At 72.2% G+C, this 19,090-nt stretch carries 17 protein-coding genes and 1 tRNA gene; 8 read left to right on the top strand and 10 right to left on the bottom strand.

Annotated features, from left to right (window positions below; all coding sequences use genetic code 11):
- Nucleotides 1-57 precede the first annotated feature (57 nt).
- From ACIPRD_RS06175 to ACIPRD_RS06150, 6 genes are all read left to right on the top strand, one after another.
- The gene (locus ACIPRD_RS06175; RefSeq protein WP_401560363.1) at nt 58-807 is read left to right on the top strand and encodes a hypothetical protein; all 750 of its coding nucleotides are present in this window, start codon (nt 58-60) and stop codon (nt 805-807) included.
- Between the two features lie 103 nt (nt 808-910).
- Nucleotides 911-2,251, top strand: coding sequence for an exo-beta-N-acetylmuramidase NamZ domain-containing protein (locus tag ACIPRD_RS06170; protein ID WP_401560360.1), 1,341 nt, complete (start codon nt 911-913; stop codon nt 2,249-2,251).
- A 63-nt stretch (nt 2,252-2,314) separates the two neighbouring features.
- Nucleotides 2,315-3,295: a GNAT family N-acetyltransferase gene (locus ACIPRD_RS06165; protein WP_401560357.1), complete on the top strand. Its 981-nt coding sequence runs from the start codon at nt 2,315-2,317 to the stop codon at nt 3,293-3,295.
- Nucleotides 3,292-4,650 (top strand): ABC transporter substrate-binding protein, encoded by a 1,359-nt coding sequence (locus ACIPRD_RS06160; protein ID WP_401560354.1) that lies wholly within the window; start codon nt 3,292-3,294, stop codon nt 4,648-4,650. The genes ACIPRD_RS06165 and ACIPRD_RS06160 overlap by 4 nt, the downstream gene beginning before the upstream one ends.
- The gene (locus ACIPRD_RS06155; RefSeq protein WP_401560351.1) at nt 4,644-5,612 is read left to right on the top strand and encodes a carbohydrate ABC transporter permease; all 969 of its coding nucleotides are present in this window, start codon (nt 4,644-4,646) and stop codon (nt 5,610-5,612) included. The genes ACIPRD_RS06160 and ACIPRD_RS06155 overlap by 7 nt, the downstream gene beginning before the upstream one ends.
- Nucleotides 5,609-6,481 carry a carbohydrate ABC transporter permease gene (locus ACIPRD_RS06150; protein ID WP_401560349.1) on the top strand — a complete coding sequence of 291 codons (873 nt, stop codon included), beginning with the start codon at nt 5,609-5,611 and terminating at the stop codon, nt 6,479-6,481. Before ACIPRD_RS06155 ends, ACIPRD_RS06150 begins: the two co-directional genes overlap by 4 nt.
- A 48-nt stretch (nt 6,482-6,529) precedes the next feature.
- Here the strand turns inward: ACIPRD_RS06150 and ACIPRD_RS06145 are convergent, their stop codons facing one another.
- The 6 genes from ACIPRD_RS06145 to ACIPRD_RS06120 all read right to left on the bottom strand — a co-directional run bounded on the left by ACIPRD_RS06145 (nt 6,530) and on the right by ACIPRD_RS06120 (nt 12,979).
- Entirely contained in the window at nt 6,530-7,924 is a 1,395-nt protein-coding gene (locus ACIPRD_RS06145) for an NAD(P)/FAD-dependent oxidoreductase (protein WP_401560346.1), read from the bottom strand.
- 237 nt (nt 7,925-8,161) lie between these two features.
- Nucleotides 8,162-9,037, bottom strand: coding sequence for a formate/nitrite transporter family protein (locus ACIPRD_RS06140; RefSeq protein ID WP_401560343.1), 876 nt, complete (start codon nt 9,035-9,037; stop codon nt 8,162-8,164).
- A gap of 141 nt (nt 9,038-9,178) precedes the next feature.
- Nucleotides 9,179-10,351, bottom strand: a complete 1,173-nt coding sequence (locus ACIPRD_RS06135) for an NAD-dependent formate dehydrogenase (RefSeq protein ID WP_401560340.1) — start codon at nt 10,349-10,351, stop codon at nt 9,179-9,181.
- A gap of 640 nt (nt 10,352-10,991) precedes the next feature.
- Complete coding sequence (locus tag ACIPRD_RS06130) at nt 10,992-11,948, bottom strand: CU044_5270 family protein (protein ID WP_401560337.1); 957 nt, start codon at nt 11,946-11,948, stop codon at nt 10,992-10,994.
- Nucleotides 11,941-12,696, bottom strand: coding sequence for an RNA polymerase sigma factor (locus tag ACIPRD_RS06125; protein ID WP_401560334.1), 756 nt, complete (start codon nt 12,694-12,696; stop codon nt 11,941-11,943). Before ACIPRD_RS06125 ends, ACIPRD_RS06130 begins: the two co-directional genes overlap by 8 nt.
- 209 nt (nt 12,697-12,905) lie before the next feature.
- A tRNA-Pro gene (locus ACIPRD_RS06120) sits at nt 12,906-12,979 on the bottom strand.
- A gap of 227 nt (nt 12,980-13,206) precedes the next feature.
- On the opposite strand from ACIPRD_RS06120, the gene ACIPRD_RS06115 reads away from it, so the two are divergent.
- Both ACIPRD_RS06115 and ACIPRD_RS06110 read left to right on the top strand, forming a co-directional pair.
- Nucleotides 13,207-13,860 carry a transketolase gene (locus ACIPRD_RS06115; protein ID WP_401561835.1) on the top strand — a complete coding sequence of 218 codons (654 nt, stop codon included), beginning with the start codon at nt 13,207-13,209 and terminating at the stop codon, nt 13,858-13,860.
- A 111-nt stretch (nt 13,861-13,971) separates the two neighbouring features.
- Complete coding sequence (locus tag ACIPRD_RS06110; RefSeq protein WP_401560331.1) at nt 13,972-14,892, top strand: transketolase family protein; 921 nt, start codon at nt 13,972-13,974, stop codon at nt 14,890-14,892.
- An 18-nt stretch (nt 14,893-14,910) separates the two neighbouring features.
- Here the strand turns inward: ACIPRD_RS06110 and ACIPRD_RS06105 are convergent, their stop codons facing one another.
- From ACIPRD_RS06105 to ACIPRD_RS06090, 4 genes are all read right to left on the bottom strand, one after another.
- Nucleotides 14,911-15,270, bottom strand: coding sequence for an MmcQ/YjbR family DNA-binding protein (locus ACIPRD_RS06105; protein ID WP_356410888.1), 360 nt, complete (start codon nt 15,268-15,270; stop codon nt 14,911-14,913).
- Nucleotides 15,271-15,320: 50 nt separating this feature from the next.
- A complete protein-coding gene (locus ACIPRD_RS06100) occupies nt 15,321-16,685 on the bottom strand; it encodes a B12-binding domain-containing radical SAM protein (protein ID WP_401561833.1) in 1,365 nt (454 codons plus the stop codon).
- 130 nt (nt 16,686-16,815) lie between these two features.
- Entirely contained in the window at nt 16,816-17,724 is a 909-nt protein-coding gene (locus ACIPRD_RS06095) for a LysR family transcriptional regulator (protein WP_401560328.1), read from the bottom strand.
- Between the two features lie 31 nt (nt 17,725-17,755).
- A complete protein-coding gene (locus tag ACIPRD_RS06090; protein ID WP_356410897.1) occupies nt 17,756-18,955 on the bottom strand; it encodes a glycine C-acetyltransferase in 1,200 nt (399 codons plus the stop codon).
- Between the last annotated feature and the right edge of the window lie 135 nt (nt 18,956-19,090).

Genomic DNA, 19,090 nt, shown 5'->3' with positions numbered 1-19,090 from the left:
GGGCCCCGACGACGGAAGCGGCCTGCCCCGGCTCGGGCCGTCCCGGCTCGGGCAGAGGTGGGCGCGCGCCTCGTCGGCGACCCCGATCCCGGCGTCCGTGCCGGGCTCGCGGGGAATCCGGGGATCGGCGAGGACCTCGTCCGGGCGCTGGCCGACGGCCGCGGCCACGACGTGCGGCGTGCCCTCGCGCACCATCCCCGGGTGCCGCTGGACGTGCTCGGCGAGCTGGCCTCCACGGTCAGGATCGGGCCCACCCTGCTGCCGCGGATCGCCGCCGCCTCTCCCGCCGAGGTCGAGCGGCTGGCCCGGTCCCCGCACCCGGTGATGCGGATGCTCCTGGCCGAACGGCGCGACCTGCCGGCCGGGATCCGCGACCAGCTGGCGGCGGACCCGGACGCCAAGGTCGTCAAGTCCGTCGCCCCGCACCCGGGGCTCTCCCCGGCCCGGCTGCGGAACATGATCGGGCGTCACGGGGCCCAGGTCGCCGCCGCGGTGGCCGCGAACCCGGACGCTCCGGCGGACCTGCTCGAGGAACTGGCCGGACGCGTACCGCCCGCCGGGAAGGCACTCCGCAGGATCGCCGGGCGCCCCGACGCGACGGCCGCCGCGCTGCTCGCGTGCCTGACGGACAGGAGGGCGCGGCCGGTCGCCGCCGTGCACCCGGCACTGCCCCCACGCGTCCTCATCGGGCTTCTCTCCGACGAGGACGCGGAGGTGGCGCGAGCGGCCGCCGCCAACCCGTCGCTGCCCCGGGCCGTGATGGAGGACTTGGTGGCCTCGGCTCCGGCAGGGGCGTCTGCGTACTGACGTTCCCTCGACGCGAACCACGAGGGATCATTGCCAAATTCCGTAACAAGAACGTAGATTTCCGACAGTCGCTTCGAGATGTCACCGGCAGACGGGGCAAAGGATGAGCACGGACGACCGCGTCGCGGTGACGACCGGGATCGCACGCCTGCACGCGTCGCCCGGACTCGCCGGACCCGGCCGGCTCGGACTGGTCACCAACCACACCGGTGTTCTCCCCGATCTGCGTCCGGCCGCGCCCGCGCTGCTGGCGGCCGGTGTGCGCCTGGTCGCGCTGTTCGGTCCCGAGCACGGACTGCACGGGACCGGCCAGGCCGGGGAGAGCGAGGACGCGGAGAGGGACCCCGCGACCGGTCTGCCGGTCCACGACACCTACCGGTGCGACGGCGAGCGGCTCGACCAACTGCTGCGCGCGAGCGGTGTCGACGCCCTGGTGTACGACCTCCAGGACATCGGCGCCAGGTTCTACACCTACGTCTGGACCATGTACGACCTGATGGTGTCGGCGGCGCGTACGGGCGTACGGTTCGTGGTCGCCGACCGCCCCAATCCGCTGGGCGGACTCGTCAGCGAGGGCCCCCTGCTCGACCCGGAGTGGGCCAGTTTCGTGGGGCGCGCCGCGACACCCGTCCGGCACGGGCTCACCTGCGGTGAACTCGCCCGGCTCCTCAACACCGCGGCCGTGCCCCGGGCGGCGGGCAGGGCGGCCGACCTGACGGTGATCGAGACCGCAGGCTGGCGGCGTCACATGGACGCCGGGGCCACCGGGCTGCCGTGGGTGGCGCCCTCGCCGAACATCCCGACGCCGGCGACCGCAGCCGTTTACCCCGGCACCTGCCTGTTCGAGGGGACGAACCTCTCCGAGGGCCGCGGTACGACGCAGCCCTTCGAGATCGTCGGAGCACCCTGGATCGACGCGCGGTTCGCGCCCTCGCTCGCCGCACTCGCCCTGCCCGGCGTGCGCTTCCGTGAACTGCGGTACGTGCCGGCCTTCCACAAGCACGCCGGACGGCCGCTGCGCGGGGTGCAGCTCCACGTCACCGACCGGGCGTCCTTCGCCCCTGTGCGCACCGCGGTCGCGATGCTCGCCGTACTGCGCCGTCTGTACCCGGACGACTTCGCCTGGAGAGGCACGGACGACGGCACCGGCGACGGCGCGCGGGCGGACGGCGACACCATCGATGGCGCCCAAGCGGGCGGCGACACCGGGAGCGGCGCGGACACGAGTATCGGCAGCGGCGCGGACACGCGTTCCGACGGCGGAGCGGACCCTTCTTCCGGCGGCGGCGCGGCCCGGTCCCGTCACCGTCCCTTCATCGACCTGCTGTGGGGGTCCGACCGCCTGCGACGCGCCATCGACGCGGGGGACGACCCGCTGCCGCTGTGCGATCCGCCGTCGCCGCCCCGCCGATGGGCCGGTGACGACGTACTGCTCTATTCCTGATCGCCGCCGCACCCCGTCACCCGACCGCCCGCCGCGATCCGCGGAGGAAAGGACACCCCGTCGATGACCGACCGCACGACGCCGTCCCGGGCCGTGATCCGTGGTTTCCGCACGGGCGACGGGCCGCGGCTGGTGGAGGCGTGGCGCCGCAGTGCCCCCGCCGACCCGATCACCCCGGACCGCTTCCGCTCGCTGGTGCTGCTCGACGCCAACTTCGACCCCGAGGGGCTGCGGGTAGCCGTCGACGGCGACCGTGTCGTGGGCGCCGCCTACGCGGTACGCCGTCTGACGCCGCTGAGCGGCACCGACCTGGAGCCGGAGCAGGGCTGGATCCCGTTCTTCTTCACCGACCCGGCCGCCCGCGGCCGCGGCCTCGGCCGGCAACTGCTCACCGAAGCCCTCGACTGGCTGCACGGCCACGGCCGCACCCGGGTGGACTTCGCGTCGTACACCCCGCACTACGTGCTGCCGGGCCTGGACGCCGAGGCGTACCCGGAGGCGGCCGGGCTCCTGGAGTCCCTGGGCTTCCGCACCCTGTACGAGGCGGCGGCGATGGACCGCGGCCTGGTCGGGTACAGCGTCCCGGCGGAGGTCGTGCTGCACCGGGACGAACTGACGGCGGCCGGCCACCGGTTCGGCACGCCGTCCGACGACGAGCTGGTGGAACTGATCGCGCTCGCCGGAACCCGCTTCAGCCCGGACTGGGCGCGCGCGATCCGGGAGTGCGCGGCCGCCGGGACGCCGCTCGACCGGATCGTCGTCGTCCGGGACCCTTCGGGACGCCTGGCGGGCTGGGCGATGCACGGGGCGTACGGCAGGGCGGACGAGCGGTTCGGCCCGTTCGGTGTGCTGGAGGAGATGCGCGGCACCGGACTGGGCAAGGTGCTGCTGCACCTGGTGCTGGAGCGGATGCGGGCGCACGGGGCGCACTCCGCGTGGTTCCTGTGGACCGGTGAGCACTCCCCGGCGGGCCGGCTGTACCGGAAGACCGGATTCACCACGACGCGCGTGTTCCGTGTGCTGCGCAAGGAGGCCGCACGGTGACGCGGGCACACCGGGCCCGGACGGCGGACGGCCTGAGCCGCCGTCACTTCGCGCTCGCGCTGCCCTCCGCGCTGCTCGTGCCGGGGGCCTCCGGCTGCGCCGGGCCCCACCAGGGCACCGGGCGCCCGGGCGACCCGATCGTGCTGACCCTGCTCTCGCACTACGCGAGCGGGGAGCTGAAGGAGGCGCTGCGCGGCCCGGTCGACGAGTGGAACGCCACGCACGACCGGGTCAAGGTGCTTACGAAGGCGGTGGAGTTCTCGGATCTGCTGACCACCTTCATGGTCCGGCAGACCGCGGGCCAGGGCTCGGACATCCTCCAGCCGTACTGCCTGTGGAGCGGCCAGCTCGTCCGGGCCGGCGTCCTGCGGCCCGCGCCGGCCGAGCACGCCGAGGAGATCACCCGCGGCTACGGCGCGGCCGCGGTCGGCTCCTCCTCGGTGGCGGGCACGGTCTACGGCTACCCGACCGAGATGCAGACGTACGCCCTCTACTACAACCGGCGGCTGCTGCGCGCGGCCGGTGTCGACCGGCCGCCGCGGACCTGGCGGGAGCTGGAGGAGACGGCGTACCGCACGACGAAGCGGGACCGGTACGGCAACACGCTGGTCCAGGGGTTCGGCCTGTCGGTCTACGACGACTCCACCACCGTCGGCCAGACCCTCGCGCTGCTCAACGCGGCCGGCGGCGCGTTCGTCTCGGCCGACGGCAGACGGACCGCCATCGACTCGCCCGCCGGGCGGGCCGTGTTCGACCTGGAGCACCGGCTCGTCGCCAGGGGTGCGAGCGCCCCCGGGATCAACGTCTACAAGGCGTTCCAGTCCGGGCAGGTGGCCATGGTGGTCAGCGCCGGCTGGTGGACCACGAGCCTGAAGGCGGAGATGGGCGACGCCTACCGCGATGTCGGGGTCGCGCCGGTTCCCCTGCCGGAGGCGGACGGCCGGCGTGCCACGCTCGCCACCGGGTTCATGCTGGGTGTCAACACGGCCAGCAGACATCCGCGCGAGGCCTGGGAGTTCCTGCGCTGGCTCAACACCGAGAAGGTGGGGGTGCCCGGTGCCGGAACGGGCGCGCAGGCGACCCGGATGAGTTCCCTCCAGGTGTCGGTGGGCTCCCTGACCGGCCGTGCCGACGACATGCGCGCGCTCCTGGGCGGGGGCGGCGATCCGAACCTGCGCCCGTTCCTGGAGGCGCTGGCGTACGCGGTGCCGGAGCCGAACATCCCGGGCGCGCAGCAGGCCAAGTCGCTGCTCCGCAAGAACATCGAGGCGCTGTGGACCGGCGAGCGGTCGGTCGACGAGGCGCTGCGCCTCACCCGCCGCCAGGTCGATCAGGAGGTGTCCCGCTCATGGTGAACGCCCTGGTGCCGGAGACGGCCGGCCGTGCGCACCGCCCGCGGTCCGCCGAGGCCCCGGCGCCCGCTGCCGGCGTCCGCGCGCGGGCCCGGCGCCGCCAGGCCGTCGTCGCCTATCTCTTCCTGGCACCGGCCCTGCTGTTCTTCGTGGTCTTCCTGCTGGTGCCGCTCGGATTCGCGCTGCTGCTGTCGATGTCCCACTGGGCCGGGTTCGCGCTCGGCGACATCGATCCGGTCGGCCTGGACAACTTCACCGGGCTGCTCGCGGACGGTTCGGCGTTCCTGACGCCGGTCCTCACGAACACGCTGCTGTTCGCGCTCGGCACGGTGGCCCTGGCGCTCGCCGGCTCGGTGGTCGTCGCCACCTGCATCGACAACCTGCGGTTCCAGGGGTTGTGGCGCACCCTGTACTTCCTGCCGATCGTCACGACCGTCGTCGCCGTCGGCAACGTGTGGAAGTACATGTACGAGCCGGGCGGCCTGGCCAACGGGGTCCTCAACGCCCTCGGGCTGGGCTCGGTGGCGTTCCTCACCGACCCGGACATGGCGCTGCCCTCGGTCGTGGTCGTCCAGGCCTGGGCCTCGGTCGGCTCGGCGATCCTCATCCTGACGGCCGGCCTGAAGTCCGTTCCGGAGTCGTACTACGAGGCGGCCGCGCTCGACGGCGCCGGGCCGGTCACCGTCTTCCGGCGGATCACGCTGCCGCTGCTGCGGCCGTCCCTGCTGTTCGTGTGCATCACCCAGTTCCTCACCGGTCTCCAGTCCTTCGCGCTGATCAGCGTGATGACCAAGGGCGGCCCGGGCGACGCGACCGACGTGGCCGCGCTGGAGATGTACCGGCAGGCCTTCGTCCACGGCGACTGGGGGACGGCGAGCGCCGCCGCCTTCCTGCTGTTCGTGGTGATCCTCGTGGTCACGCTGGTGCAGCTGTGGCTCTTCCGGCGCAACGGGGAGGACGCGTGAACCGCCGCCGTGGCGTCCCGTGGCTGTCGTACCTCGTGGTGGTGGCCGGTGCCGTGCTCACGGCCGTCCCGTTCCTCGACATGGTGATGACGTCCTTCAAGGGGCCGGGCGAGTCGGGCACGCTGCCGTACCGGTTCCTGCCCGAGGCGTTCGACCTGTCCAACTACCGGGCCGCGTTCCACCAGCTCGATCTGCCGCTGCTGTTCCGCAACAGCGTGGTCGCCACCGCCGTGATCACCGGGTCGGTGCTGCTCACGTCGTCCCTCGCGGGCTACGCCCTCGCCAAACTCCGTTTCCCCGGGCGGGACTTCGTGTTCCGTCTGGTGCTGTCGACGATGATGTTCCCGCCGTTCCTGTTCTTCGTGCCGCACTTCCTGATCCTGGTGCACTGGCCGCTCGCGGGCGGCAACGACCTGTTCGGGCGGGGCGGGGCGGGCCTGACCGTCAGCGTCGTGGCCCTCACCATGCCGTTCCTCGTGAACGGCTTCGGGATCTTCCTGGCACGCCAGTTCATGGTCGCGATCCCCGACGAGGTCCTGGAGGCCGCGCGCATCGACGGGGCCGGCGAGTTCGCCGTGTGGTGGCGGATCGTCCTGCCGCAGACCGGACCGGTCCTGGTGACCCTCGGACTGCTGACCTTCGTGGACTCCTGGAACGAGTACATCTGGGCGCTGCTCGTCTCGACGGCCGACCCGGACGTGATGACGCTGCCCGTCGGCATCCAGCTCCTCCAGGACTACGTGGACCCGTCCCGCACCATGCCCATCGTCATGGCCGGTCTCGTCCTGAGCATCCTGCCGGTCCTCGTCCTCTTCCTGCTGCTCCAGAAGCACTACGTCCGCGGGGTCATGCTCAGCGGCCTCAAGTGACCGCGGGGTCCGGTCCGTTCCGGCCGGAGCCCTGTCCTGCGGCCTGCTTCAGCCGGAGTCGCGTTCCGCGGTCTTCCGTCCGGCCCCGGCGCGTCGCACTTCGGTGCGTACCTCGTCGGGGGTGAGGTAGGCGTCGGTGCTCTCGAAGTCCTTGAGCCGGGCGGGGCGGCCGCGCTGGAAGCCGGTGCGGACGAAATCGTCGCCGGCGACGGCGTTGAGCAGCCAGTTGACCAGGACACGGGCCTTGGCGACGTTGGTGCGCAGCGCCGACCAGTGGTAGCCGCGGGCGACGAGCTGGGCGAGGACTCCGCGCAGTTCGATGCCCAGCGGCTTGGACACGGCGTCCTTGCCGCCGAGGTCGACCACGAGACCGAGGTCGTGGTGCACATAGGGCTGGAGGGGTTCGCCGCGCAGGGAGGCGATGACGTTCTGCGCGGCCTTCCTGCCCTGCCGCATGGCGTGCTGGGCGGTGGGCGGGCAGATCGCGTCGCCGCCCTTGGCGACGTCGGGTACGGCGGCGGCGTCGCCGAGCGCGAACATCCCGTCCTGGCCCGGCACGGTCATCTCGGCGGTGGTCTTCAGCCGGCCGCGGACCTTCTCCGCGTCGAAGGTGTCGATCAGGGGGCTGCCGATCACGCCGGCCGTCCAGATCAGCGTGTGTGTCGGGATGACCCGGCCGTCCGTGAAGGTCACCTGGTCGTCGGTGACCTTCTCCACCGACACGCCCAGCGACACGTCGATGCCCCGGTCACGCAGGATCTTCAGCGCGCTGCGGCCCAGCCGGTCGCCGAGTTCGGGCATGAGCTTGGGCGCGATGTCGATCAGGTGCCAGCGGATCAGGCCCGGGTCCAGGTTCGGGTAGCGCTCCACGGCGGCATGGGTCAGGCGTTGCAGACAGGCAGCGGTCTCGGTGCCCGCGTAGCCGCCGCCGACCACCACGAACTGCAGCCGCGCCTCCCGTTCCGCCGGATCGTCGCTGGCGTCGGCGAGGTCGAGCTGGGAGATGACGTGGTCACGGATGTACGCGGCCTCGGCGAGCGTCTTCATGCCGAGCGCGTGCTCCTCCAGACCCGGGATGTCGAAGGAGCGGGTCACACTGCCCGGCGTGAGCACGATGTAGTCGTACGGCTCGTTCACGATCTCGCCGGTCAGGGTCCGCACCACGCAGACCTTCGCCGCCGGGTCGATGCCGATCGCCCGGCCCGGGATGATCCGGGTGCGGTACTTCTCGCTGCGGCGCAGCGACAGGGCGATGGACTGGGGCGTGAGCACCCCGGAGGCGACCTGGGGCAGCAGCGGGAGATACAGCTGGAACGAGTACGGCGTCACCAGCGTGACGTCCGCCTCCCCCGGGGCCAGCTTGCGCTCCAGGTGGCGGACGCAGCCGACCCCGGCGAAACCGGCCCCCACCACCAGGATCCTGGGTCGTGACACGAAGACCACCCCTTTTCCGCAGGTCAGGGAGCTCGACTCCGGGCAGCCGCGCCTCGGACCGTGCGCGCGCGGGAGCACGGCCGACATATCGATCCCAGCACGCCGGGAATCGTCGCGCGACCTGTGAGCGGCGGGCGGAAGGCGCCGTTCGGCGGGCCGTCCCCGGCAACGCCGCAGGTCCCGCGGCCGGTGCCCGGAGAATCCGCCGGTGAATGCCCTCGCCGGCGCGGGGCGCCCGGCCCGGCGTCACCTCCCGGGCGACGCGCCGGCGCCGAGGAGGGCGGCCGATCGGACCGGGGTCTCCTCCTGCGGTGCGGGTGGCGTCTCCGCGGCCGGGCGTGCGATGACGGTGTAGGCCACACCGACCAGCAGCGCGCCGCCCACCAGGTTGCCGAGTCCCACGAAGAGCAGGTTGCGGGCGAAGGCGCCGAAGGTCACGCCGGGAAGGTGCGCGAACAGGCCCAGCGAGAAGTAGGTCATGTCGGCGACGACGTGCTCGAAGCCGGAGCCGACGAAGGCCAGCAGGCACCAGAAGATCAGGGCGATCTTCGCGCCGTCGGAACGCGTCCGGCCGGCCGTCCACACGGCCAGGCAGACGAGGAAGTTGCACAGGACCCCGCGGAAGAACAGTGCCCCGGAGCTCGCGCCCATCTTCGTCGACAGCATGCCCGCCAGCAGCGTGACGCCGGGCGCGGGCCTGCCGGGGACGCTCACCGCGTCGAGCACACCGGCGCGGTGCACCATCCAGGCGAAGACGACCGAGCCGATCAGGTTGCCGACGAAGGAGAAGACGATGACGGCGACGGCACCGACGACGGACACCTTCCGCCGGCCGACGCCCTGGACCATCGTCATCATGTTGCCGTTGCACAGTTCGGAGCCGGCGAAGACCACGAGGGTCAGGGCCACGCCGAAGATCAGGCCCTGGATGAGCTTGGTCCACGGCGAGTGCGCCGCGCCGAGCGGTCCTGTCACCGCGAGCAGGAGCACCGCGGCCACGCCGATGAAGGCACCGGCGAGCGCGGAGAGCAACAGGAACCGTACGGGGCTGCGGAGTTGGGACGCCTTGCGCTCGGCGGTGGTGGCCTGCTCGGCCAGAGCGTCCTGGAGTGGAATGGGCACGTTGTCCTTCTCGGTGCTGATACCCGGACCGACAACCGGACGGGCCCCTGCCGGGACCCGTCCGGGCCGGACGTCGAAGTGGCCGGCCGCGGTGGGGGCGTACGGCGTCGGTTCCGTACGCCCCCACCGCAGCCGAGAGGTTCAGCTGTTCTTCTTGTCGCCCGCGGTGTAGGAGGCGGCGCCGGTGCCGGCGAGCTTGCCGCCGTCGACGATGAGGTACTCGTCGCGGATCGGGGTGCCGTCCAGGAAGGACTCCAGGATCTCCCGGGTGCCGGCCGCGTAACGGGCCTGCGCGGTCAGGGAGGTGCCGGAGATGTGGGGGGTCATGCCGTTGAACGGCATGGTGCGCCACGGGTGGTCGGCCGGAGCCGGCTGCGGGTACCACACGTCACCGGCGTAACCGCCGAGCTGACCCGACTCCAGCGCCCGCACGACCGCGTCACGGTCCACGATCTGGGCGCGGGCGGTGTTCACGATGTAGGAGCCCTTGCGCATGCTGTTCAGGAGCTTCTCGTCGAACAGGTTGATCGTCTCGGGGTGCAGCGGGGCGTGGATGGAGACCACGTCCACGTTCTTCGCGAGGTCCTGCGCGGTGGCGTGGAAGGTGAGGTTCAGCTCTTCCTCGATCTCGCGGGGCAGGCGGCGCTTGTCGGTGTAGTGGAGCTTGACGTCGAAGGGCTTCAGGCGGCGCAGGACCGCGACACCGATGCGGCCGGCGGCGATGACGCCGACGTCCATGCCTTCGAGGTCGTAGGAGTGGGAGACGCAGTCGGCGATGTTCCAGCCGCCCTGCTCGGCGATCCTGTGGGAGGGCAGGTAGTTGCGGACCAGGGACAGGACCATCATCACCGCGTGCTCGGCGACGCTGATGCTGTTGGAGTAGGTGACCTCGGCGACCGTGATGCCGCGGGCGATCGCGGAGTCCAGGTCGACGTGGTCGGAGCCGATGCCGGCGGTCAGCGCCAGCTTCAGCTTCGGGGCCTTCGCGATCCGCTCCGGGGTGAGGTAGGCGGGCCAGAACGGCTGCGAGATCACCACGTCGGCGTCCGCGAGGTGACGGTCCAGCTCCGAGTCCGGACCCTCCTTGTCGGAGGTGACGACCAGCTCGTGACCGCGGGACTCGAGGAACGCGCGCAGACCCAGCTCACCGGAGACGCTGCCCAGCAGCTCACCCGGCGTGAAGTCGATCGCCTTCGGCGACGGCAGGGTCTGGCCACCCGGGTAGCCCTCGATCTTCGGCAGGTCGTTCCGTGCGTACTTCGGCGGGAAGCCCGTCTCGGGGTCCGGGTACAGAACACAGACAATCTTCGCCACGATATTCCTCCAGTCGGAAAACACGGAATCAGTCCGGAATGTTTTTCCGGTTTCCGCGTCGAAAACCACCCTCCTCCCGACCGCCCGACCCCGTCAAAGAGGCAAATTCGACCGCTTGATAAGCAACTCTTATTGATCCACTTTTCAACCTCCCGGATCCACCCCCATCACCCCGACAGGCCGCGACCAGGCACGACACACGTTCCTCCAACTTGCCCTGAATAAAGGCGAGTTCGCGGCACATTCGGACCATCGACCTGTCGCACCCTGTCGTCCCATGCACCCGCAAGCGACCGCCGGAGGCGCCACCAAGGAGGCGCACATGTGACCCAGGGCACAGAAAAGAGGTGTCGCATCACTGTCCGCAGATGCCAGCCCTTGCGCCATGAAGCACCGCATGTGCAGCCCTCTCGGCGCCATCAGCTACGCAGATGCGAGCGCCAAGGGGACTGGAAGCGCGTCTGTGTCGAATTGACGCGACCCGCGCCTACCGGAGCCCGAAAAAACGCGTGAATACCGCGCAGCCCGCCGGCGCGCGGAGAATTCACCGACAGGCGATGCGACCGGGAAAAGAAAGGATTCCGGCTCCGGCAGAAGAACAACAGCCCCGCCCCGGCATCGCCGGGGCGGGGCTGTCAGGTCAGCCGCGTTGGCCGATCCGGTCGACGACTCGGACTTCGCGGAGGGTCCTGGTCTCGTAGTACCAGTGCGCGGTCTCCCACTCACCGTTCACCCGCTTCAGACCGTGGCCCTTGACCCGCAGGCCGAGGTAGTCGTACGTACGACGGTCGAAGAGGAAGGTGAAGGTGGACCCGGGGTACGAAACCCCCACGGCTTCGCGGCCGTCGCCGTCCAGCGCGTGGCGGTCCAAGCGGATCCGGGGCAGTTTCGCCAGCGCCTCGAAGGCGGCGGCCTGGAGTCCCGGAGGCGTCACCCTTGGCCCCATCATCAGCATGCACCCCTGGGTGAACGCCATGACACCGGCCGTCGGGTCGGTGGCGGGCATGCCGCGCAGGAGTCCGGCAAGGATCCGGTCCGGGTCCGCCGGTATCTTCTCCAGCTGGGCGTACACGGTGGGCGGCCACCTCACCTCGTGCTCGCCGAGGGGCGGATCATGGTGGATGTCCCCGTGCTCCTGGCGCAGGGACGGCTTGGACCCGTCCACCGACATCCAGCTCTCGTCGTCCCACGTCCGGACCCGGCCCCCCGTCAGAGATGTCCGGCGGATGTAGGTCCTGCTGTAGAGGTACTGGTCGTCGCGCGGTACGGGCAGCTCGCGGCGCGTACCGCGGGACCGGTGGGCCGCCCTGAGCAGCACCTGTGTCGCGCTGACGCTCTCCAGGCGCGGCGCCCCGGGGGCACGGCCGTGCCCGGGGTCACGGGCGACGAACACGGTGGTGCCCACCACCGCGGCGGCCGCACCGGCGAACGCGGTACGCAGCACGAGCCGCCGGCCCGGCGCGCGCACCCGGGCCCGGTCACCGCGCGACTCCTCGGCCACGGCCGCCGCGAGGCGCGCCCGGGCGGCGTCCCGGGCCGGGCCGGAAGGCCCCTGACCAGCGGTGTCCCACTCACGCAGCAGCGTCACTTCATCCACGGTCGGACTCCTCGGCGGTGGTGGGGGCGGTGGGGTCCGGGCGGCCCAGGACCCGGCGCAGTTTGACGCGGGCCCGGTGCAGGCGCGAGCGCACCGTACCGACGGGGACACCGAGGGCCTGCGCGGCCTCGGCGTAGTCGAGCTCCCCCCACGCGATCATCAGCAGCACGTCCCGGTGGCGGGCGGGCAGTTGGGCGAGCGCGCCGGCCAGCTCTCCGTGCGTCCCCCCGGCGGCGAGCCGGCCCGTGACCGCCTCTTCGGGGCCGTCGTGCCCGTGCCCCGCCGGCAGGGACGCCATCCGGGCGAGCGCGCGCAGCCGGCGGGCCTCGTCCCGGCGGTGCCGGCCGATCAGGTTGGTCGCTATGCCGTACAGCCAGGGACGGGCGTGCGGATAGGCCAGGTCGTAGCGGCGGCGGCGCTGGAACGCGATCACGAACGTCTCCGCCATCAAGTCGTCGGCGGTGTCGGTGCCCAGCCGCCGTGCGATGTAGCGGTGGATGTCGTCGGCATGACGGTCGAAGATCACGGCGAACAGGTCGGGGGCCTCCCACGAGCGCTCGATGACCGAGCCGTCCGGCTCTCCGGAGTCTCCGGACACCGCGGCGGCGCCGAGCCCCTGGAGGAGGCGGTGGTCGATGGAGGGGCCGGAGCCGATGGAGCGGCCGGGGCCGCCGGTGGGTGCCTTCGAGGCGGTGGGCGGTTCCGTCTTCGTGGCCGGATCGGTGCCGGTACCCGGCGGAGGCGTCATGCGCTGCCTCTGTGGTTCATGTCGTCATCCCTCGGAAGCCCTGTCACGGTCTTCCGCTGTTCGCCGACGGCCACCTCCGGGTTCCCCACCGTGACGTGACCTGCGTCACTCCACCTGGAGAAGGGGGCTGTTCCGCACCGGTTGCGAAAACGAGTCAGGGGCTGCTCCAGATTTCTCTGGAACAGCCCCTGATCTGCGACTCTCACGAGTCGGGACGACAGGATTTGAACCTGCGACCCCTTGACCCCCAGTCAAGTGCGCTACCAAGCTGCGCCACGTCCCGTTGCCGTCTGACCTGGGGTTTCCCTGGCCTCAACGTGCAGGGAAACAATACCGCACTCGGGTCGGTGGTCGCGCATCCGTATGCCGCTTGACCTCAAGTCCGGTTGAGGTCGCATCGTCGACAGCATGACGATCACAGCGGACGACAGCCGCGCGCACGGCCCCTCGACCGGCCGTGCCGACGGCGTCAGCGGCCATGGCTACGGGTACGACGACCTGCCCCGGCTGATGGCGCTCATGACCGGGGACGAGAAGCACGGCCCGGCGGCCACCTCCACGCTCGACGTGCTGTGGGTCCTCTACGACCGGGTCCTCCGGGTCGCGCCGGAGCGGGCGGACGATCCGGCGCGGGACCGGTTCCTGCTCAGCAAGGGGCACGGCCCGATGGCGTACTACGCCGTCCTCGCCGCGAAGGGCTTCGTGCCGGTGGACTGGCTGCCGGGGTTCGGGGCGTACGACTCCCCGCTCGGCCATCACCCGGACCGGGTGCTGGTGCTGGGCGCGGAGATCGGCAGCGGCTCGCTCGGGCACGGCCTGCCGATCGCGGTCGGCACCGCGCTGGGCCTGCGCGCGCAGGGGCTGGGCGAGCAGGCCGTGTGGGTGCTGACCGGGGACGCCGAGCTGGACGAGGGCAGCAACCACGAGGCCATCGCCTTCGCCGGGGCCTCGGGGCTCGACCGGCTGCACACGGTCGTGGTGGACAACTCCTCCGCGAGCCACGCCCTGCCCGGCGGCATCGCGGCCCGGTTCGAGGCCGCGGGCTGGTCGGCGGTGACGGTGGACGGGCGTGACCACACGGCCCTGTACGACGCGTTCACCGCCCCGCATCCGGGCCGGCCGCACGTGGTCGTGGCCCGGGTCGAGCCCAAGACGGCCGCCTGACCCCCATCCCCCCTGCCCCCTGCCCCCTGCCCCTTAGGGGCCTGCCCCGGCCCGGGACCTCGGTTCCGGGCGACCCGCGGCACGAGCCGCGCCACCGAAGGAGCCCCCCTCATGGACACCATGCGTGACCGTCTCGCCCCCGTCGTCTCCCGGCTGCTGGACGAGGACCCGCGGGTCGCGGTCGTCCTCGCCGAGATCGGCAGGGACGCGTTCGCCGCGGCCCAGGCCCGGCACCCGGACCGGGTGATCAACGTCGGCATCCGGGAACAGCTCCTGGTCGGGGCGGCGGCCGGGCTGGCGCTCACCGGGCTCCGGCCGGTCGTGCACACCTTCGCCAGCTTTCTCGTGGAGCGGCCCTTCGAGCAGATCAAGCTGGACCTGGGGCACCAGGACGTGGGCGCGGTGCTGGTCAGCGCGGCCGCCTCCTTCGACTGGCCGGCCGGCGGCCACACGCACATGGCGCCCGGCGACGTGGCCCTCCTCGACACCCTGGACGGCTGGACCATCCATGTGCCGGGACACCCGGACGAGGCGGAGACCCTGCTGCGGCACGCGGTCGCCGCGGGCGACGACAAGGTCTACGTCCGCCTCTCCGTCCAGTCCAACCGGCTGGGGCGGCCGGTGGACGGCCTGCGCCTCCACACGGTCCGCGAGGGGCGCGCGGGTGTGGTCCTCGCGGTCGGCCCGACGCTGGACGCCGTCCTCGACGCGACCGAGGGCCTGGACACGACGGTCCTGTACGCGACGACCGTACGGCCCTTCGACGCGGCCGGGCTGCGCCGGGCCACCGAGGCGGCCGGCACGGACGTCGTCCTCGTGGAGCCGTATCTGGCCGGGACGTCCACGGCCGCCGTCAGCGAGGCACTGGCCGACGTGCCGCACCGGGTGCTGGGGCTCGGTGTCGGGCGCCGTGAGCTGCGGCGCTACGGCACGGTCGAGGAGCACGTGACCGCGCACGGTCTGGACGCGGCGAGCCTGCGGGAGCGGATCGGGTCGTTCGTGGGAGCGGCTGCGGCCACCGGCGGCCGATGAGCCGCCGGCCGCGGCACGTCAGCGCTCCTCGGGCCGCCCCAGCCCGGGGTGCGCGTCCAGGAGGGCGGTCGGGGCGGCCTGACGCCAGGAGTCGGCGAGGATGTCGCGGAGTTCGTCCTCGTCGTCCAGAGCGGCGAGTCTCGCCCTCACCCACGCGAACTGCGCCTCATGGCCGGCGATCCAGAACTTCCCGGGTTCGGCGAGCACCAGTTCGTCGCGCTCCTCCTTCGGGCAGCGCACGGCTATCGACGTCTCGTCCTCCGGGAGCGTGGCGAACATCTTCCCCGCCACCCGGAACGTGGGCATGTTCCAGGCGACCTTCTCGGTGGTGTGGGGAAGGCCCAGGGCGACACGGCGTACGTCTTCTGCGTCCGGCATGCAACGCACCGTAGCCCGTGCCACTGACAGTCACCCGCCGCCGGTGCGGTTCACCGCCGGCCGCCGAACGCCGCCAGCGTGCTCTCCAGCGCGGGCAGGGCCCGCACCACGCGCCGGGAGCGGATCAGCAGGTCCCAGGCGGGTTCGAACTTCTTCCAGCCGCCGGCGTACGCGAGGTGCCGGAGGCGTTCGTGCGGTCCGGGCTGGGCGGCGGACCCCCGCCAGATGCTGGACCAGCGGTAGAAGTCCCGGTAGGCCCGCCAGTACCCCTCCTCCAGTTGCTCCGGGGTCATCCCCTTGGGCCGGTACACGACGTGGCGGGTGTCGTAGAGGTCCCAGTCGCGGTGGACGATGCGGTCCTCCGCCTCCATCTGCTTCCACAGGCCGGTCGACGGATAGGGCGTCATGATGTGGAAGGTCGCCGTCTCGATGCCCTGCCGGACCGCCCATTCCACGGTCCGGTCGAAGACGTCGGGGCCGTCCTGGTCGAGGCCGAAGACGAAGCTGGCGTTGACCATGACCCCGGCCTCGTGCAGGCGCCGCACGGCGGCCGCGTAGTCGGTGCCGATGTTCTGGTTCTTGCGGCGCTCGGCGAGGTTGGCGTCGTTGACCGTCTCGAAGCCGACGAACAGGCTGCGCAGCCCGGCCTCCACCGCGCGTTCCAGCAGGCCCGGTCTGAGCACGGAGTCGACGGTCGCCGCCGCCTGCCACAGCCGCCCCATGCCCTTCATCCCGTCGAACAGGGCCGCCGCGAAACGGCGGTTGCCCAGCAGGTGGTCGTCGAGGAAGTAGAGGTGGCGGCCGGGCAGCCGGTCGATCTCCGCGAGGGCGTCGTCGACGGTCTGCGTGTAGAAGGACTTCCCGCCCTCGAAGAAGGCGTCCTTGTAGCAGAAGTCGCAGTGGTGCGGACAGCCCCGGGTCACGACGATGGAGTTGGGGACGAGGTAGAGCCGGCGTTTGATCAGGTCGCGTCTTATGGGCGGGAGTCCGGTGAGGGTGCGGGTCGCCGTCGAGTCGTAGCGGCGGGCGGGGACGCCGTCGCGGAAGTCCTTCAGGAACAGCGGCCAGGTCTCCTCGCCGGGGCCGGTGAACACGGTGTCGGCGTGGGCCGCCGCCTCGTCGGGGAGCGAGGTGACGTGCAGACCGCCCATGGCGACGTGCGCGCCCCGCGCGCGGAAGTGGTCCGCCACCTCGTAGGCGCGGCGGGCCGAGGTGATGTACGGCTGGATCACCAGCAGGTCGGGGGTGTCCAGGGACTCCAGGTCGAGGCGCTCCACGTGTTCGTCGAGGAGCGTGACCTCGTCGTCGGGTCCGAGGTACCCGGCGAGGGTCGCGAGGCCGAGGGGCGGGAAGAGCGAGTACTTGATCGGCCGGAACAGGGGGCTGGTCGCCTCGGTCAGGGCCGGGAGGATCATCGTCACGCGCATGACAGCCCAGACAGCGCGCGGCCGCCGGCCGGTTCCCCGGAGACGGCGCCTGCCCCATCCGCACGGAGCGGCCTCCGGCCCGCACGGACCGGGGCGGCCACGTGCGCCGGCGCCCGCGCTACGCCTCCGCCTGCGCCGCCCGCCCGAGCGCTTCGAGCACCGGCTGGATCAGGGGGTGCTGCTCCGCTCCCCGGCGTACGGCCGCGAAGACCCGGCGGGTCGGCGCCACGCCGTCGACGGGATGCACGACCACGCTCGTCAGGTCCATGCCGCGCAGGGCCGAGCGGGGGACGAGGGCCACGCCCGCTCCGGCCGAGGCCAGGGCGACCACGGCGCGGAAGTCGTCGGAGGAGTGCTCCAGGACCGGCTGGAATCCGGCGCTCTCGCAGGCGAGGACGACCACGTCGTGGCAGGGGTTGCCGGGGTAGGGGCCGATCCACGGGTCCTTGGACAGCTCGGCGAGGGGCACCACGGCGGCGTCCGCGAGACGGTGGCCGAGCGGTACGACCGCGTCGAAGGGCTCGGCGTACAGCGGGACGTAGGTGAAGCGGGGGTCGTCCGCGGGCGGGGCGCCCCGGTACTCGACGGCGACCGCCACGTCCACCTGCCGGTCCAGGACCATCGGCAGGCTCTCGTCGCCCTCGGCGTCCCGCACCCGGATGCGGATGCCGGGCGCCGTCGCGGCGAGGCGGGCCACGGCGGGCCCCACGACCTGGGCGATGCCGGTCGCGAAGGCCGCGACGGTGACCGTGCCCGCCTCCCCCGAGCCGTACGCGGCGAGCTCCGCCTCGGCGCGCTCCAGCTGGGCGAGGACGGCGTTGGTGTGGCCGAGCAGGATCTCGCCGGCCGGGGTCAGCCGTACGCCCTTGGCGCCCCGGTCGACCAGGCGGTGGCCCGTCTCCTGCTCCAGCGCCGCCAGCTGCTGCGAGACGGCGGAGGGGGTGAGGTACAGCGCGGCGGCAGCCGCCGTGACCGTGCGGTGGTCTGCCACCGCACGGAGGATGTGGAGCCGCCGCGCTTCGATCATGCGGTCAATTATCGCAAGGCGTCGGCCCTGGTCAGGCCGCCAGCTCGGCGCGGGCGGCGACGAAGGCGTCGACGGCCCGGTTCACGTCCTCGGTGGAGTGCCCCGCGGACAGCTGGACGCGGATGCGGGCCTTGCCCTGCGGGACGACCGGGTAGGAGAAGCCGATCACGTACACGCCGCGCTCCAGGAGCAGTTCGGCCATGCGGGCGGCCTCGGCCGCGTCGCCGATCATGACGGGCGCGATGGCATGGTCGCCGGGGAGGATGTCGAAGCCCTCCGCGGTCATGCGGCTGCGGAACAGGGCGGTGTTCTCGGCGAGCCGCACGCGCAGGTCGTCGGCCGACTCCAGCAGGTCGAGGACCTTCAGGGAGGCGGCGGCGATCACCGGGGCGAGGGTGTTGGAGAACAGGTACGGGCGCGAGCGCTGGCGCAGCAGGGCGACGATCTCGGCGCGGGCGGCGACGTAACCGCCGGAGGCGCCGCCGAGGGCCTTGCCGAGGGTGCCGGTGATGATGTCGACGCGGTCCATGACGCCGTGCAGCTCGGGGGTGCCCTTGCCGGACGGGCCGACGAAGCCGACGGCGTGCGAGTCGTCGACCATGACCATCGCGTCGTAGCGGTCGGCGAGGTCGCAGATCTCGGCGAGCGGGGCCACGTAGCCGTCCATGGAGAAGACGCCGTCGGTGACGATCAGCTTGCGCCGGGCGCCGCCCTCCGTCGCCTCCTTGAGCCTGGTCTCCAGGTCCGCCATGTCGCGGTTGGCGTAGCGGAAGCGGCGGGCCTTGGACAGGCGGATCCCGTCGATGATGGAGGCGTGGTTGAGGGCGTCGGAGATCACCGCGTCCTCCTCGCCGAGCAGGGTCTCGAAGACACCGCCGTTGGCGTCGAAGCAGGAGGAGTACAGGATCGTGTCCTCCTGGCCGAGGAACGCCGACAGGCGGGCCTCCAGCTCCTTGTGGACCTCCTGGGTGCCGCAGATGAAGCGCACGGACGCCATGCCGTAGCCCCAGCGGTCGAGGGCCTCGTGGGCGGCGGCGACCACGCCGGGGTGGTCGGCGAGGCCCAGGTAGTTGTTGGCGCAGAAGTTGAGGACCTCGCCGGGAAGGCCGCCGGCGGTGACGTTCACGGTCGCGGACTGCGGGGTGCCGATGACCCGCTCGGGCTTGTGCAGGCCGGCGGCGCGGATCTCGTCGAGAGTGACGCGCAGGTCGTCACGTACAGAGTTGAACATGTGGGGACTCCATCGAGTACGAGGGGCGAGTGAGCCGAAGAGGGCGGGCCGGTGCCGGGAGGCCGAGCGCGCGCAGGCCCGAAGGGCTGAACGCGGTCGGTCCTTCGGCACCGGCTCCGGCGTCCCGGGGGCGAA

This window comes from Streptomyces sp. NPDC090108 (assembly GCF_044747185.1).
Taxonomy (GTDB): Bacteria; Actinomycetota; Actinomycetes; order Streptomycetales; family Streptomycetaceae; genus Streptomyces.
Note: the sequence above shows the minus strand (reverse complement) of the source record. Positions and strands in the feature narration are given on the sequence as shown.